The organism is Pigmentiphaga daeguensis, assembly GCF_039523035.1.
GTDB classification, from domain to species: domain Bacteria; phylum Pseudomonadota; class Gammaproteobacteria; order Burkholderiales; family Burkholderiaceae_B; genus Pigmentiphaga; species Pigmentiphaga daeguensis.
The window spans coordinates 46,981-61,811 of record NZ_BAAAEN010000030.1 but is presented as its reverse complement, the minus strand read 5'-3'; the positions used below and the strand labels follow the sequence as shown (position 1 = coordinate 61,811).

Sequence of the window (14,831 nt, the reverse complement as noted above, 5' to 3'; positions counted from 1 at the left end):
TGCAGAGCAAGACGCCTATGCAGGCTATGAGTGGGTGGTATGATTCACACCCTCATTTGTTCCATCGGCGGCCTTATGATCGTCCGGGACTCGACATGTAGCGCAACGACATCGTCGCAGACAGCAGCACCATCAACACCGTCGGCAGGCGCCCCGCGACGTTGCGCAATACCAGCGCGGCCACCAGGGCCACCAGGGACAGCAGCAGTTGCGGCAGCGCTTCCAGCGGGGCGGTGATGACGACGGCCAGGCTGAAGCAGGCCACGGCGGCCAGCACGATCCGGACAAGCGGGTGGCTCCACAGCGGCAGCGCCGCCAGGCGGTCGGCGCGGGCGTCTGCCGGTGCCTGGCGGGAGGTGGGAACGGCTGGCGGCAGCGGACTCACGCGATTCTCCTTCGGGTCTGGCTCGGCTTCATGGATCAGTTCCTGAGCAGGCGCCGGAACAGCGCGGGCATGGCCTGGGGATCCGGCCGGCCGTCGTCGGCGTAGCCGCGCAGGCGTGCGAAGATCCCCGCGATCGGTTCGTCCGCGAAGGCCGGCAATGACGGAACCGGAGGCGGCGCGGCGGTCTGCGCGAGGGCGGGTTGGCCGGCGTCCGGACCGGCGGCCGGCTCCTGCGCCACGGATGCCTCATCGGCGGCGTGGAAGCGGGTGGGCGGGACGTACACGGTGGGCGGCTCCGCCGCCTGGTCGTCCGCGGCGCTGCCCACGGCTGGCACCGCGCGGCGCTGGGCCAGGGCGGGCCAGCGGCTCACGGGCGGCAGGGCCGACGGCGTGGCGGGCTGGAGCGTATCCTCCGCCTCGGGATGGTTGGTCGTATCCATGGCCACCTCAGGCCGCTGCGGGCGATCCCAGGCGCAAGCCTATGCCGCCGATGCTGTCGAAGTCGGAAACCTGCGAGACGCGCAGCCTGTCGCCGGCGCCCAGTTGCTCGAACCACTGCTGGTAGACACCCTCCAGGAACGAGGGCGTCCAGGCCAGGGCTTCACGTCCCAGCGCGGCCTCGAGGGGGGCGCAATAGTGCTGCAGGTGCAGATGATCGGTTTCGTCCGTGATCTCGACCCAGCCCCAGTCCAGGCGCGTCCAGATCTGGCTCATGGCCAGCTGGATGTCGTCCAGCGTGGTGCAGGCCGGCACGGGCAATTCACGCCCGAAGCGCCCGCCCACGCGGCGCATGAAGGTGCGCAATTCGGCGGCCGAGAATTTCTCGGCCAGTTCCTGCGCGGTCGATAGCAGGAAGATCTTCCACTGCACCGCGCACTGGCGGCCGGAAAGATAGCTGATGACGGAAGAAGTGGCGTCCATGGATGGTCCTTGTCTCGGATGATCGATGCGTTCGCGCGTGCCAAAGCACGGCGATTCCGGACGCGGATGCGGCGGAATGCGGGAGAACGCGAGTACGGGTGATGTGTCCCCCGAAGAGGGGATGGGACAAGGGCCTATTCGGCCGAAGAGAGTCTCTTCATGGGGTCTGCGCCCATTCTGGCAAGGCGGAGCTACGTGTTTCCGGCACGTATTCTTGAAGCATGACCTTGCGTCTGAGTGCCGTGGCCCGAGAGGAAAAAACCACGGGTAGGCGGGCAAAATTTATCCCACCGGGCAGCTGTGACGCAATATTTCATTGCGAGTGTTTATTTTTGAAAAACAAGCACTTAGCGGAATATATGTGTGCTGCGCAATTATCTGGTTACAAGAATTTGGCCATTTCCGATCATTGATATCGGACAAATAGGGTAGACGGGCGCCATGGATTAGGGTTAATCGGAAATTCGATCACAGGCCATGGCGGCCTCTGACTGCAAGACGGCCGGCTTCCATTTCTATGCGTTATGCGCAAAAAAAGTTGACGCAAAACGGCGGTGTTGTTGCGCTGTGTTTACCATTCTGAACGGATGCCAGGCTTACCGCGCGTCGTGAAAAGATAGTTCCATAGCTACGCGCTCGCCCTGATGCACGCGGCTGATGCCGTGCTTCAGGTGGATCCGGTAGGGGCCACCCGAACCCCGGGGCGGCCCGCGTGGCCGCTGTCTGCCGAGCCAGGTCGCGTGCCGCCTCCGGGTCCAGCAGGCCCGGCAGCAGCGCATGGCCGTCCTGGTCCAGCCGTTCGGCGATGCCGGCCCAGTCCAGGCGGTCGATGGCGTGATGGATGCATGCATGCGAGCGCCCCTGGTCAGAACCCGGAAAGCGCCGCGGTTTCCATGGTGGCGGACTGTGGGGAGATCGCCTTCTCGTGTTCCAGCAGCCAGCGCTTGCGGGGCAGGCCCCAGGCATAGCCCTTGAGATCGCCGCTGCTGGCGATGACCCGATGGCACGGCACGATGATGGCGATGGGATTGGAGCCGTTGGCCGCACCGATCGCGATGGCCGCGCGCGGATCGTCGAAGCCCAGTTCGCGGGCCAGCTTGCCATAGCTCGTGGTGGTGCCGGCCGGGATGCCACGCAGCGCGGCCCAGACCCGGCGTTGCAGCGGCGAGCCGGCCGTCTCCGTCGGCAGGGCGTCGAGCGCGTCCAGCGTACCCGCGAAGTACCGGGCCAGGGCCCGCGCGATTCCGGCGGGCGGGGGGGCTTCGGCCAGCTCGACACGGCCGTAGTGTTCGCGCAAGCCTCGATGCAGGTACGCCTCGTGGTCGGCGAAGTCCAGCGCGCGCACGACCTGCCGCGCGTCCGTGACGAGCAGCATGCCGCCCATGGGCGACTCGATGCGGCTCAGCAAAAACAGGGTAGAGGGGGTGTTCATGGCGCATCACTCGCTTCGCTGAAGGCGAGGCCAGTGTAGGAACCCGGGCGCGGCCCGGCACTCCGCTCCTTGCGGTCGAATTCGCGGGATGGCCAGGCGCCGTCAATCCGGGTGGGGATTCGGGCGACGACGGCTGAACCGCTGTTCGGTGACTCTCGCCCCCCATTGTTCGCCTTCCGATTCCTCGACCAGGCGAAAGCCGAACGATTCGTACAAATGGCGCGCCGCGTCCAGGCCCTTGAACGTCCACAGACAGGTCTCCTGGAAACGGTCGTCCACGAACCGCATCGCGCGCGACATCAGCTCCCGTCCGACGCCCGTGCCGCGCAGCGCATCGTCGACGATGAACCATCGCAGATGGGCGATGCCCGACGCCGGATTGCCGTCCATGGCCAGGGAGGCCAGGGTGCGGCGGTTTTCCACGTAGAGCCACAAGGCCTTGCCGTCGGCGGGCAGCGCCTCGGCAAAAGTGGCCAGTTCCGTGGCCACCTTCTTTTCGAAGAAGGCGCCAAAGCCCCAGTTTTCCGAATAGAAGCGGGCGTGCAGGCTGGCGATGTCGCCGACGCAGCCAGGGCGGTAGCCCTCATGGATGCCGGCGGAGGGCTCGCGGGCCGTGGCTGCGGAGTCGGCGCCTTCGGCCAGGGCCTGCGCATACTGGGCCAGCGCGTGGACGAGCGCCCGCTGATCGGCGGGAACGATACGCCGCAGCGCGTTCGACACCTGGGCCGTGGCGTATCGATCGATCTTTTTCCGCAGGGCGTGTCCTGCAGGGGTCAGGTGAAGCGCGAACGAACGTCCGTCACCCGCCGCAGCCTGCCGCTTGAGCAGGCCGTCGGCTTGCAGCCTGGCAAGCTGCCGGCTCGTGTTCGACTTGTCCAGCTTCAGGAGACGGCCGAGGTCCTTCGCATTGATGCCGGGCGCCGCCCCGATCTCCAGAATGGCATGGACCGCCGACGGCGCAAGATCCGTATCCGCCAGCGTCGCCCGCATGAAGCCGAACTCGCGGACCAGTTTGCGGGAGAGTCCGCGAAGTTCCTGGACGAGCGAGTCGGGGGCGTGGGACAAAGCCGGCATGGGATCCACGGGTACCTGGTTCGAGGTTGCGCATCGCAACCAATGTAGTTGCGAAGCGCAACTCGGTCAAGGGGCTGCTTGGCGCAGGCAATAAAAAACCCGCTAGCCAGGCGCTTGCGGGGTTTCGGCATCGTCCCAGGGATGGGAATCACTTCGAGTTGAACTTGCCCTCGAGGGTATATTTCCGTTTCGGGATCTTCTCGCGCGCCTCGTTGTTGGATCCTGAAACGAAGATGACGTTGATGGAGTCGACGGGCTCCAGGTGGATCGGATACACGTCGCCGACTTCGCTGCTGTCGGTCGCTTCGACGATGATGGCCTGGGCGAGGCCGGAATAGCCCCCGCTCTGTTTCATGACCAGCTTGTAGCTGAGTCGATTCCGGTCCTCGTCGAAGCCCGAGGATAGCCAGAGCGGCTCCGGGATCTGGTAGTTCCGGTGGGTGATCAGCTCGATGATCGTGCTTGGGGTGCAATCGTTGACGGCCACCGGTTCGCCCTTGAACCGGGCCGTGTCGATGCGCACCGTGAACTTGCGGTTGCCCCCGTCGTCGCGATTGACGAACGAGCAATACGTCGCGCCGGACGCGGCGCCGCAAAATAGCGTGGCCGCCCCGAGCAGGGCGAGCCGGGCCAGGCGGCGATGGAAGATCCTGTTGTCCGAGTCCATGGCGGAGCGGTCCTTGCCAAGTGTGTATGCACGCCCATGGTATGAACCGCTATTCGGCGAGTCATCCTCCAAATGCGGTATTACCCGCCGAAACGAAAAAACCCGCGAGCACAAACGCTCGCGGGTTTCGAAGCAGCGTCCCGGGCGGGCCCGGGACCGGCGGCGGGGCTTCTTAGAAGTCCATGCCACCCATGCCGCCCATGCCACCCATGCCGCCGGGGGCGGGAGCAGCGGGCTTGTCTTCGACCAGCTCGACCACGGTGGCTTCCGTCGTCAGCAGCAGCGAAGCGACCGAGGCGGCGTTCTGCAGGGCGGTGCGGGTGACCTTGGTGGGGTCCAGCACGCCGGCTTCGACCATGTCGCCGTATTCGCCGGTGGCGGCGTTGTAGCCGTAGTTGCCCTTGCCGTTCAGCACGTTGTTGACGATGACGCTGGGCTCGTCGCCGGCGTTGGCGACGATGGTGCGCAGCGGCTCTTCAATGGCGCGCAGGACGATCTTGATGCCGGCGTCCTGGTCGGCGTTGGCACCCTTGGTGTCCTTGATGGCTTGCTTGGCGCGCAGCAGGGCCACGCCGCCGCCGGGCACCACGCCTTCTTCCACCGCGGCACGCGTGGCGTGCAGGGCGTCTTCGACGCGAGCCTTCTTTTCCTTCATTTCGACTTCGGTGGCAGCGCCGACCTTGATCACGGCAACACCGCCGGCCAGCTTGGCCACGCGCTCTTGCAGCTTCTCACGGTCGTAGTCCGAGGTCGCTTCTTCGATCTGGGTGCGGATCTGCTTGACGCGGGCCTCGATGGCCTTGCTGTCGCCGGCGCCGTCGATGATCGTGGTGTTTTCCTTGGCCACTTCGATGCGCTTGGCCTGGCCCAGCTCTTGCAGGGTGGCCTTTTCCAGCGACAGGCCGGTCTCTTCCGAGATCACGGTGCCGCCGGTCAGGATGGCGATGTCTTCCAGCATGGCCTTGCGGCGGTCGCCGAAGCCCGGAGCCTTGACGGCGGTGGTCTTCAGGATGCCACGGATGTTGTTGACCACCAGGGTGGCCAGGGCTTCGCCGTCGACGTCTTCAGCGATGATCAGCAGCGGGCGGCTGGCCTTGGCGACTTGCTCCAGCACGGGCAGCAGTTCGCGGATGTTGCTGATCTTCTTGTCGTGGATCAGGACGAAGGGATCGTCCAGGGCCGCGACTTGCTTGTCGGGGTTGTTGATGAAGTAGGGCGACAGGTAGCCGCGGTCGAACTGCATGCCTTCGACGACGTCCAGTTCGTTTTCCAGCGACTTGCCGTCTTCGACGGTGATGACGCCTTCCTTGCCCACTTTTTCCATCGCGTCGGCGATGATCTGGCCGATCGACGAATCGCTGTTGGCCGAGATCGAGCCGACCTGGGCGATTTCCTTGCTCGACGAGCAGGGCTTGCTGATCTTCTTCAGCTCTTCGATGGCGGCGGCGACGGCCTTGTCGATGCCGCGCTTCAGGTCCATCGGGTTCAGGCCGGCGGTCACGTACTTCTGGCCTTCGTGCACGATGGCCTGGGCCAGCACGGTGGCGGTGGTGGTGCCGTCACCGGCGTTGTCGCTGGTCTTGGAAGCCACTTCCTTGACGAGCTGGGCGCCCAGATTCTCGAACTTGTCCTTCAGTTCGATTTCCTTGGCGACGGACACGCCGTCCTTGGTGACGGTGGGGGCGCCGAAGGAGCGCTCCAGGACCACGTTGCGGCCCTTGGGACCGAGGGTGACCTTGACGGCGTTGGCGAGGACGTTCACGCCACGGACGACGCGGGCGCGGGCGTCATCACCGAACTGGACTTGTTTGGCAGCCATTTACGAAATTCCTTGGATGATGGTGTTGAATGCCGGGGGATCGGACAGCGGGCCGCGAGGGCTTACTGGATCACCGCCAGGATTTCTTCTTCGCGGATGACGAGCAGTTCGTCGCCGTCGACCTTCACGGCCTGGCCGGCGTACTTGCCGAACAGGACCTTGTCGCCGACCTTGACGTCGACCGGCAGCACCTTGCCGTCCTCGGTCTTCTTGCCCGGGCCGACGGCCAGCACTTCACCCTGGTCGGGCTTTTCGGCAGCGCTGTCGGGAATGACGATGCCGGACGCGGTTTTACGCTCGTTGTCCAGGCGCTTGACGATCACGCGATCGTGCAGGGGACGGAGGGCCATACAAACTCCTGATGTTCGAAGTTGACGTCTATTTGTCAGAAAAAGAGGCTGGAAAGCCGTTATTCGGCCGGTGCCGCGTCGAAACGCGGCGCTTGAGCCTGTTGCCGGAGGCCGGGACGCTGCCCAGGCAGCGTTGTTAGCACTCTATGCAATCGAGTGCTAATTATAGGGATGGGACAGGGGGCTTTCAAGGGGCAGGGTATACGGGACAGCCCTAGCCCGGTCCTTCTTGTCATATAGACAGCGCGGTCCGATGGGCCGCCCCCCAGGCACGGCTCAGGCGCCGCTGCGCGAGGTCATGCGCGTGGCGGCCGCCAGGAAGCGCGAGAACCAGGATTGCTGGACGGGATGGACGACCGCGCGCAGCGCGCGGCTGTAGTCCAGCGTCAGGCCGGGGGTCCAGGCCATGACCTGGGCGCGCTGGCGCACCTGCGCGGCAATCCACAATTCGGGCATCAGCAGGGTGCGCAGCACCTGCCGCACGCTGCGGCTGCGGTCGTCCAGCACGCCGTCCAGGGCGGACTCCAGCGCGTACGAGACCGAACTGGAGCAGTTGCGCCGCGTGAGGTTATAGATTTCCTGGTCGCGGTAGCGCTGCCAGAAGGCCTGGAGTTTCCCGTAGTCGTACCGCTCGAACCTGACCTGCCAGTTCGACGGACACCAGGCCTTGGACTCGGTCGCGTAGTCGGGCTGGAACTTGCCCGGCACGTCGTTTTCCTTGACCGCCTTCAATACGTTGAAGAACTCGGAGGGCGAGCGGTCGATGTCGACCGCGGGATACAGGCTGATGTAGGTCGACGGCGGCACTTCCATGGCGGCATGTCCGGTCGATATCACGCCCTGCACGTCGACGGCGGCGATGTAGCGGTTGAATACCGGCCGCGACACGGTCTTGTCCTTGGCCGAGCCTTCGGGGGTCCAGACGTGGACGGTCAAGGGGCCCGCCGGCGCCGGCTGCCGGGCAGGCGGCGGGCTGGCGCCGGCCCCGCGCAGGTCGGCCGGCGCCAGCAGGTCGAACATGGATGACTGCTCGCTCAGCTTGCGGGCGCGGGCGGCCACCCGCATGGTGTTGATGCCGGCGACCAGCATGGTGACGCCGATGAAGTAGGAGACCGTGCCGGCGTAGTGGGTGGGATAGGGCTGGAACAGGAACAGGCCGAACAGGACCTGGGCGCAGCCGCCCAGCACGGACAGGCGCCAGCGGTCGTAGCGCAGCACCCAGGCCGAGGCGATCTGGAACACGCCCAGCACGAAGTAGGCCAGGCCCAGGATGATGGCCAGCAGCAGGTTGCTGATGGAGCCGCCGGCCAGGATCAGCAGCGCGACCAGCAGGAAGATGCCGCCCTTGAAGGCCAGCACGGCCTTCTGGGCGCCCATGCCGCTGCCGGCGACCGTCAGCGTGACCAGGCTTTCCACCAGCAGCAGCGCGCCGAAGAGCGTCAGCGGGAAGTAGCGCGCGCCGTCCACGCCGTCCAGGGTGATGACCACGCCCAGGGCGGCCCAGGCGAAGCCGATCAGTAGCAGCAGGTGGATGTTCCTGCGGACGAAGCCGGCGCCGAACAGAAGCAGGGCAAGCTGGATCATGGTTTCCCTTATGCGCCGTGGTGCGGGGTGGGCAGCCGCCAGCTGCCGATGATGAAAGCGCCGTCGGGCCCCATCATGGCCCCCCGGTTCAGGTCGACGACCGTCGTCCACTGATCGGGCGCGGTCGCCAGGCGGAAGGGGAAGGGGCGCTCCAGCCCCGGCGTCCCGTCGGCGGCGCGCAGGCGGTCCCGCAAGCCCTGGCGGTCGTCCGGATGGACCTGCCGCAGCACTTCATCCAGGGTCCCGGGGCCGGGGCGGGCGTCGGGCGGCGCGTCCCAGACGATGGTGCCGGAGGCGAGATCCAGCCGGTACAGGGTCTCGCGGCCGCCGGTGCCGTCCGCGCCGGCCGTGCGCGGGCGCCGGATGCCACGGGTCAGCACCCGCACGAAGACCTGCAGCATGGCGACCGACACGAGATAGCACTGGGCAAGCAGCAGGGGCTCGCCCGGCAGGAAGCCGCGCAGGAAGAAAGGGCCGCGCCCGGCGTTGGAGTGATAGATGACGATGGCCGCCATGGTCAGCACGGCCAGCGAACCCATGCGGTTGCCGCCGCTGAGCGTGGCCACGGTGGCCAGCGCCAGCGGAATGCAGGCCAGTCCCAGCAGCAGCGGCGCCTCGGACATGGACGGGCGGTGCACGCCGAACACGTACCAGGTCATGGCCGCCAGCAGCAGCCACGCGGCAATGCCCACGGTACGGCCGATGGGACCCGGCGGCGCCTCGATCGTGCGAAAGCCCATGAATCCCATCAGCACCGAGACGCCGAACAGCACGCCGGTCACGGTGGCGGCCCACCATATCCACGCCAGGTCGGAGACGGCTTCCCACAGGACTTCGTGCTTGATCAGCGCCAGTCCCGCGCTGCCGCAAACCGCGGCGACGGCGCTGACCACGAAGGTGACGGCCACCCATCCGAGCACCGCGTGCAAGTCGTCCCGCCCCTGCGCATAGCGCTGCGACAGCCAGGCGATGCCGAGCGTGGAGGCGAGCGACAGGCCGGCGAGCCAGGCCGAGGGGATGAGGGGATGGCCGGTCAGTGCGGACAGCGCCAGGTCGGCGGCGAACAGCGCGGCGGTCAGGGCCGCCCAGGCCGCGCGCGGCATGGCGAAGAAGGCGGCGACAGCGACGCCGGCGGGGAACCAGACGAAGGACACCTGGGTGACGGGATCGTCCAGGGCGAACGACAGATAGGCGCAGGCCACGTAGAGCGCGGCCCAGAGCGCGATGCGTCCAAGCAAGCTGGCAAAAGACATGGCGGTTCCCGGTGGTTGTTCTTGTGGCCGTCGAAGCGGCTCTGCCCAGGCGAAAGTATAAGGACAAACGATGACACGGCCGCTTAGCGGCCGGTATTTTCCACCTTCTGCAATTCATGGTTGCCGGCCAGCGGCCCCTGGGGACGCGTGCCGTCCATGTAGAGCTGGATGAGCCGTCCCTCGGCCACGAAGTACTGCCTGCCGCCCGCGGCCTGGTCCAGGGTGATGCGGGTGCCGTCGGGCTGCCATGTGAAGCTGCCCTCGACGCGGTCGACGCGCGGCTGGCGGTCGAGATACTGGGTCTCCAGCTCGTAGCGGCCATCCTGGCGCAGCGTGAGCCGGGTCCGGATGCCGGGGCAGTCGGCGCAGGGCAGCGTGCCCTCGTAGACGCCGTCCCAGTCCAGCGCGTTGCGGGCGTTGTGCCCGTCGACGACGGGGCTGGCGGCTGGCGTGTCGTGTTCCCTGGACGGCGTGCCGCAGCCGGCGATGAGCACGGCTGCGAGGCATGCGAAGGCGGCGGTCTTCATGATGGCTGCTCCGGTTGCCGGCGCCCGCGCGAGGCATGGCGCTTCCCGCCAACGGTAGCAGGCGACGGCGGCCGCGCCGGCAACCGGATGTAAGAAGGATCAGAACAGCGAGCGTTCCGGGGCGCTGTCCTGGGCTTCAGGATCGAGCACCGCCTGGTTCCTGCCGCGCGACTTGGCGGCATACAGCGCCGCGTCGGCGCGGCTGATCAGTTCTTCCAGCGAGGTGCCGGAGTGCGGGAAGACCGCGATGCCCGCCGAGGCGCCTACCTGGGGCGAGACGCCCGGATAGGGTTCGGACAGCACCGCCACCAGGCTGTTGGCCACGGCCTCGGCGGCGGCCGGGCCCGCGCCGTCCAGCAGCACCATGAACTCGTCGCCGCCGTAGCGCGCCACCACGTCCGAATGGCGCACGGCGTCGGCCATGCGGCGCGCGGCGATCTGCAGCACGGTATCCCCCGTGCCGTGGCCATGGACGTCGTTGACGGTCTTGAAATGATCGAGGTCCACGGCGACCAGGGCCAGCGACGCCCGGGACCGTTGCGCGGCGGCGATCGCGCGCCGGGCCAGTTCCGCGAACAGGACCCGGTTGCTCAACTGGGTGAGCGGGTCGTAATAGGCAAGCTGGCGGGCTTGCTCGAGCGTACCGGCGGCGTGCTCGATGGCATCGGCCACGGCCGCCGTTTCCTTGAAGTGTGGTGGCGCCACGCTGACACGGTGGCCGGCGCCCAGCGCCAGGGCGGGTTCCACGAGGTTGCCTACCGCCTGTTCGATCCGGCGCGCCAACTGATAGGCCAGGCCCAGTCCGAACAGGATGGCCAGCAGGCCGCCGCCCGCCACCCAGGCCATGGCCCGGTATAGGTCGGCGGTGAAGGCCGCGGCGGGCGCCCCCACGGCGACGGTCCATTGGGTCGTGGCCAGGCGGCTGAACGCCGTCAGGACGGGAATCCCCTCCTTGGTCAGGCTTTGCAGCGTACCTTCGCGTTCATGGCGCACGGCGTCGGCCAGCGAGGACACGGCCCGCTGCCCGACGAAACGCGCTTCGTCGCGGGTCCGTCCCAGGATGGTCGCGTCGCGGTCGAGCAGGGCGGCCACCCAGCCTTCGCCCAGGGCGTGGCGGGTCATCAGGGCGCTTAGGCGGTCAGAACCCAGGTCGGCGAAAAGCAGATAGCGCGCTTCGCCGTCGATCAGGACGGGTACGCCGACGATGATGGTGAGGCCCCGGCCCTCCCGAGGCGGCCCCAGCCTTGCAACGAGCGGATGGCTGCCGCCGCTGGAGACCTGGGGCAGGTCGGGTAGCCTGACGGGCGGCGGGAGGACGCCGGGATAGGGCTCCGAGGTATCCAGCACCTCGTTGCCGCGGGTGTCCGTCAGGACGTAGCGGTCGATGTCCTGGTACTTGAGCGCGTCGATGGCCCGCTGGTGGAACGAGGCCAGGTCCGCGCGCACCAGGTCGGTGGAGCTTGCCAGCACGCGCAGGCCGGAGCCGATTCCTTCCACTTCCTGGTCCAGGTCGGCGGCCAGGCTGCGGGCGGCCAGGACGGTGGTTTCGTAGATGCGGGTCTTGCGCAGCGCGTAGGTCTCGTACACCGCGAGGCCCGCCACCAGCGTGGCGGGGAGCGTACAGACGACGACCAGGGCAAGCAGGCCGATGCGTATCGAGATCGTTCCGCCGCGCCGGGCTTGGCCGGCCGGCGTATCGGACGGAGGGGACTGCGCTGGAACGGATGTCATCTGCCATGGAGCGGGACCGCGAGGCCCGCTGCCTTGTTTTTGCCCAGCCTACCATGCGGGGCATCCGCTGCAAAATCCGTGCGGGCCTCAGGCGCCCAGCCCGTGCAGCCACAGGCGCAGCCCGTCCCAGGCGCGTCCGAACCACGATGCCGCCGCCACTGGCTGGAGGGCGACCAGCGGCAGGCGACGGGCCGGTTCGCCGTCGACGCGCACCTCGAGTTCGCCCACGCGTTGTCCCGCCGCCAGCGGTGCGATCAGGGGCGAGGCCGGATGCAGGATGCGCTCTATCCGTGCTCCCGGGCGCACGGTAATGTAGGTGTCGCGCTGGAACCCCATGGGCACGGCCGAGCGCGTGCCTTTCCAGACCCGCGGCGAACCGACCGCGTCGCCGCCCGCGTAAAGCCGCACCGTTTCGAAATTGCGGAAACCCCACTCCAGCAGTTCGCGGCTCTGCCGGGTGCGGTTGCGGTCCGAGGCGGTGCCGACCACGACCGAGATCAGCCGCCGCTGGATACTGCCGCTGGCGCGCCGCGCGGTCGCCACGAGACTGTATCCCGCCGACTCCGTATGGCCCGTCTTCATGCCGTCCACGCTGGCGTCCAGCCACAGCAGGCGGTTGCGATTGGGCTGCGTGATGCCGTTGTAGGTGTACTGCCGGGTGGCATCGTAGGTACCGGCCAGGTCGGGAAAGTCGCGCACGATCCGGGCCGCCAGCACGGACAGGTCGCGCGCGGTCGAATACGTCTGCGGATCGGGCAGGCCGTGCGGATTGGAGAAGTGGGTCGAGGCCAGGCCCAGTTCCCCCGCCTCCTGGTTCATGCGTTCGACGAAAGCCTCGACCGAGCCGGCGACGCCCTCGGCCAGCGCGATCGCGGCATCGTTGCCCGATTGCACCAGCAGCCCGTACAGCAACTCGTCTATCGTGGCCTGCTTGCCGGGTTCCAGGAACATGCGGGAGCTTCCCGGCGCCACCTTCCAGGCCCGCGTCGAGACCGTGACCCGCGTGTCGCGGCCGACGGCATGGTCGCGCAGGGCCTGGAACACGACGTAGGCCGTCATCATCTTGGTGAGCGAGGCCGGCTCGATGCGCTTGTCCGGATCGTGCGCGCCCAGTACCTGGCCGCTGGTCGCATCCAGGAGCAGCCAGGCGCGGGCGGGCAGCGCAGGAACGGGGACGGCGGCGGGCGAGGGCTGGGCGTGGGCGGCGGCGATGCAGAGGGCGCAGGCCAGCGCCGCCACCATCTTCGAGATGGGCATGTCTTATCGGATGTCGTGAGTGGACTGGTGACCGGTGTCCGCGCTCCATCGGAAATAGGCCATGCGATCGCGCTCTTCAGCCAGGCGCAGCGCTCGCAGCCGCAACAGGTCCTTGCGGCCCACGAGCCCCACCAGCTTCCCGTTGGCGCGGTCGACGATGGGCACCCGTCCCACGCCGGCGAGCGCCATGCGGTCGGCCAACTGGCTGGCGAGTTCGTCCGGATAGGCGACCAGAAGTTCCCGGTCGGCCAGCAGTTCGCCCATGGGCTGGTCGCGGTTCTCCTGCTCGACCGTCCAGGCCAGGCTGTCGGCGCGGGTGACCTCGCCCACGACCACGCCCTGCGCATCGACCACAGGGTAGCTGGTGTGGCGGCGCTCCAGCGTGGTGAAGTGTTCCACCGCTTCGCCGACCGTCATCGAGGCTGGCAGCGTTTCCACCTGCCGTGTCATCAGGTCGGCCACCCGCACGAGATCGAACGGGTCCACATGATATTCGCGGGTGACGTGATGGCCGCGCCGGGCGATCTTCTCGGTCAGGATCGAACGCTTGAGGAGCAGCACCGTCACGCCGTAGGCGAACGCGCAGGCGGTAAGCACGGGCACCATCACGCCGAAGTTGCCGGTCAGCTCCACGGCGAACAACGTGGCGGTGAGCGGCGCGCGCATGGTACCGCCCATCATCGCCGCCATGCCCAGCAGGGCCCAGAAGCCGGGCGAGGCATCGGGCATGATCGGCGTCGCCAGGGCGCCCAGCGCGCCGCCGAAGATCAGCAGCGGGGCCAGCACGCCCCCTGAGGTGCCCGAACCCAACGCCACGGCCCAGATGACGACCTTGACCGCCAGCAGGAGCAGTACCGCGTGCAGCGCCAGGTCGCCGGCCAGCAGGTGGCGGATGTTGTCGTAGCCCACGCCCAGGGCGGCCGGTTCGATCAGGCCGCCCAGCCCGATGACCACGCCGCCTATGGCGGGCCACCACATCCAGTGGATGGGAAGCTTGGCGAAGCCGTCCTCGGCGGCGTAGACCAGCGTCGTCAGCACGCCCGATCCCAGTCCGGCGGCGATGCCCAGCGCGGCGAAGGCGGCCACGTGCGCGGCCGAGACGTCGACCGCGCCGGCATAGGGAAACAGCGGCGCGCCGTCCATCACGAGCGGGCGGACGGCGGCAGCGACCACGGCGGCCACCGCCACCGGCAGGAAGCTGCGAGGCTTCCATTCGAACAGCAGCAGCTCCACCGCCAGCAGCAGCGCGGCCACCGGCGTGCCGAAGATGGCCGTCATTCCGGCAGCGGCGCCGGCCACCAGCAGCGTCTTGCGTTCGGCCGAACTCATGTGGACCATCTGCGCCAGCAGCGAGCCGATGGCGCCGCCCGTCATGATGATCGGCCCTTCGGCGCCGAACGGGCCGCCGGTGCCGATCGACACCGCCGACGACAACGGCTTGAGCACCGCCACCTTGGGCTGGATGCGGCTGCGGCCGATCAGGATGGCTTCCATGGCTTCGGGAATGCCGTGGCCGCGGATCTTCTCGGAACCGTAGCGCGCCATGAAGCCGATGATGAGGCAGCCGAGCACCGGCACGAACACCGTGGTCCAGCCCAGCGGCGTGCCGGCGATGGGCAGGTCTTCGAGCGACAGGCGGCCGTAGTAGGCGAGGTTGGTGCACAGCGTGATCAGCCGCAGCAGCAGCCATGCGGCGCCGACGCTGCACAGGCCGATGGCGGCGGCCAGGGCCATGAGCAGCAGGACTCGGCGGTCGGTCGTGAAATCGCCGAGCCGGGTAGAGGGTACGGAATGAGACATGATGAAGAGGCAGGGAAGGGGCGCCCCGGGC

At 67.8% G+C, this 14,831-nt stretch carries 15 protein-coding genes; all 15 read right to left on the bottom strand.

Annotation, left to right across the window (positions count from 1 at the left end; genetic code table 11):
* Positions 1 to 73: 73 nt before the first annotated feature.
* Entirely contained in the window at positions 74 to 385 is a 312-nt protein-coding gene (locus tag ABD104_RS26355; protein ID WP_343928495.1) for a hypothetical protein, read from the bottom strand.
* A 35-nt stretch (positions 386 to 420) separates the two neighbouring features.
* Positions 421 to 825, bottom strand: a complete 405-nt coding sequence (locus tag ABD104_RS26350) for a hypothetical protein (RefSeq protein WP_279815423.1) — start codon at positions 823 to 825, stop codon at positions 421 to 423.
* 7 nt (positions 826 to 832) lie between these two features.
* Positions 833 to 1,306 (bottom strand): cellulose biosynthesis protein BcsD, encoded by a 474-nt coding sequence (bcsD, locus tag ABD104_RS26345; RefSeq protein ID WP_279815422.1) that lies wholly within the window; start codon positions 1,304 to 1,306, stop codon positions 833 to 835.
* Positions 1,307 to 1,902: 596 nt separating this feature from the next.
* The gene (locus tag ABD104_RS26340) at positions 1,903 to 2,085 is read right to left on the bottom strand and encodes a 2OG-Fe(II) oxygenase (RefSeq protein ID WP_279815639.1); all 183 of its coding nucleotides are present in this window, start codon (positions 2,083 to 2,085) and stop codon (positions 1,903 to 1,905) included.
* Between the two features lie 86 nt (positions 2,086 to 2,171).
* Positions 2,172 to 2,738, bottom strand: coding sequence for a methylated-DNA--[protein]-cysteine S-methyltransferase (locus ABD104_RS26335; RefSeq protein WP_279815420.1), 567 nt, complete (start codon positions 2,736 to 2,738; stop codon positions 2,172 to 2,174).
* A gap of 102 nt (positions 2,739 to 2,840) precedes the next feature.
* Positions 2,841 to 3,812, bottom strand: coding sequence for a bifunctional helix-turn-helix transcriptional regulator/GNAT family N-acetyltransferase (locus ABD104_RS26330; protein ID WP_279815418.1), 972 nt, complete (start codon positions 3,810 to 3,812; stop codon positions 2,841 to 2,843).
* Positions 3,813 to 3,960: 148 nt separating this feature from the next.
* Positions 3,961 to 4,479, bottom strand: coding sequence for a hypothetical protein (locus ABD104_RS26325; protein ID WP_279815416.1), 519 nt, complete (start codon positions 4,477 to 4,479; stop codon positions 3,961 to 3,963).
* A gap of 172 nt (positions 4,480 to 4,651) precedes the next feature.
* Positions 4,652 to 6,298 (bottom strand): chaperonin GroEL, encoded by a 1,647-nt coding sequence (gene groL, locus ABD104_RS26320; RefSeq protein WP_087839800.1) that lies wholly within the window; start codon positions 6,296 to 6,298, stop codon positions 4,652 to 4,654.
* A 62-nt stretch (positions 6,299 to 6,360) separates the two neighbouring features.
* Positions 6,361 to 6,648 (bottom strand): co-chaperone GroES, encoded by a 288-nt coding sequence (groES, locus tag ABD104_RS26315; RefSeq protein WP_087781765.1) that lies wholly within the window; start codon positions 6,646 to 6,648, stop codon positions 6,361 to 6,363.
* Positions 6,649 to 6,924: 276 nt separating this feature from the next.
* Positions 6,925 to 8,232: an HdeD family acid-resistance protein gene (locus ABD104_RS26310; RefSeq protein WP_087839799.1), complete on the bottom strand. Its 1,308-nt coding sequence runs from the start codon at positions 8,230 to 8,232 to the stop codon at positions 6,925 to 6,927.
* An 8-nt stretch (positions 8,233 to 8,240) separates the two neighbouring features.
* Positions 8,241 to 9,485 carry an MASE1 domain-containing protein gene (locus tag ABD104_RS26305; RefSeq protein ID WP_087839798.1) on the bottom strand — a complete coding sequence of 415 codons (1,245 nt, stop codon included), beginning with the start codon at positions 9,483 to 9,485 and terminating at the stop codon, positions 8,241 to 8,243.
* 83 nt (positions 9,486 to 9,568) lie between these two features.
* A complete protein-coding gene (locus ABD104_RS26300) occupies positions 9,569 to 10,012 on the bottom strand; it encodes a copper resistance protein NlpE (protein ID WP_087839797.1) in 444 nt (147 codons plus the stop codon).
* A gap of 99 nt (positions 10,013 to 10,111) precedes the next feature.
* The gene (locus ABD104_RS26295) at positions 10,112 to 11,743 is read right to left on the bottom strand and encodes a diguanylate cyclase domain-containing protein (protein ID WP_343928494.1); all 1,632 of its coding nucleotides are present in this window, start codon (positions 11,741 to 11,743) and stop codon (positions 10,112 to 10,114) included.
* A gap of 87 nt (positions 11,744 to 11,830) precedes the next feature.
* Positions 11,831 to 13,000 (bottom strand): D-alanyl-D-alanine carboxypeptidase family protein, encoded by a 1,170-nt coding sequence (locus ABD104_RS26290; protein ID WP_343928493.1) that lies wholly within the window; start codon positions 12,998 to 13,000, stop codon positions 11,831 to 11,833.
* Between the two features lie 3 nt (positions 13,001 to 13,003).
* Entirely contained in the window at positions 13,004 to 14,800 is a 1,797-nt protein-coding gene (locus ABD104_RS26285) for a chloride channel protein (protein WP_343928492.1), read from the bottom strand.
* Positions 14,801 to 14,831: the final 31 nt, after the last annotated feature.

Bases quoted from the DNA above. Each gene is read 5' to 3' on its own strand.
- ABD104_RS26285 (WP_343928492.1), bottom strand. From the start codon at position 14,800: ATGTCTCATTCCGTACCCTCTACCCGGCTCGGCGATTTCACGACCGAC.
- groES (WP_087781765.1), bottom strand. From the start codon at position 6,648: ATGGCCCTCCGTCCCCTGCACGATCGCGTGATCGTCAAGCGCCTGGAC.
- ABD104_RS26330 (WP_279815418.1), bottom strand. From the start codon at position 3,812: ATGCCGGCTTTGTCCCACGCCCCCGACTCGCTCGTCCAGGAACTTCGC.
- ABD104_RS26305 (WP_087839798.1), bottom strand. From the start codon at position 9,485: ATGTCTTTTGCCAGCTTGCTTGGACGCATCGCGCTCTGGGCCGCGCTC.
- ABD104_RS26350 (WP_279815423.1), bottom strand. From the start codon at position 825: ATGGATACGACCAACCATCCCGAGGCGGAGGATACGCTCCAGCCCGCC.
- ABD104_RS26310 (WP_087839799.1), bottom strand. From the start codon at position 8,232: ATGATCCAGCTTGCCCTGCTTCTGTTCGGCGCCGGCTTCGTCCGCAGG.
- groL (WP_087839800.1), bottom strand. From the start codon at position 6,298: ATGGCTGCCAAACAAGTCCAGTTCGGTGATGACGCCCGCGCCCGCGTC.
- ABD104_RS26300 (WP_087839797.1), bottom strand. From the start codon at position 10,012: ATGAAGACCGCCGCCTTCGCATGCCTCGCAGCCGTGCTCATCGCCGGC.
- ABD104_RS26290 (WP_343928493.1), bottom strand. From the start codon at position 13,000: ATGCCCATCTCGAAGATGGTGGCGGCGCTGGCCTGCGCCCTCTGCATC.
- ABD104_RS26325 (WP_279815416.1), bottom strand. From the start codon at position 4,479: ATGGACTCGGACAACAGGATCTTCCATCGCCGCCTGGCCCGGCTCGCC.
- bcsD (WP_279815422.1), bottom strand. From the start codon at position 1,306: ATGGACGCCACTTCTTCCGTCATCAGCTATCTTTCCGGCCGCCAGTGC.
- ABD104_RS26340 (WP_279815639.1), bottom strand. From the start codon at position 2,085: ATGCGCTGCTGCCGGGCCTGCTGGACCCGGAGGCGGCACGCGACCTGG.
- ABD104_RS26335 (WP_279815420.1), bottom strand. From the start codon at position 2,738: ATGAACACCCCCTCTACCCTGTTTTTGCTGAGCCGCATCGAGTCGCCC.
- ABD104_RS26295 (WP_343928494.1), bottom strand. From the start codon at position 11,743: ATGACATCCGTTCCAGCGCAGTCCCCTCCGTCCGATACGCCGGCCGGC.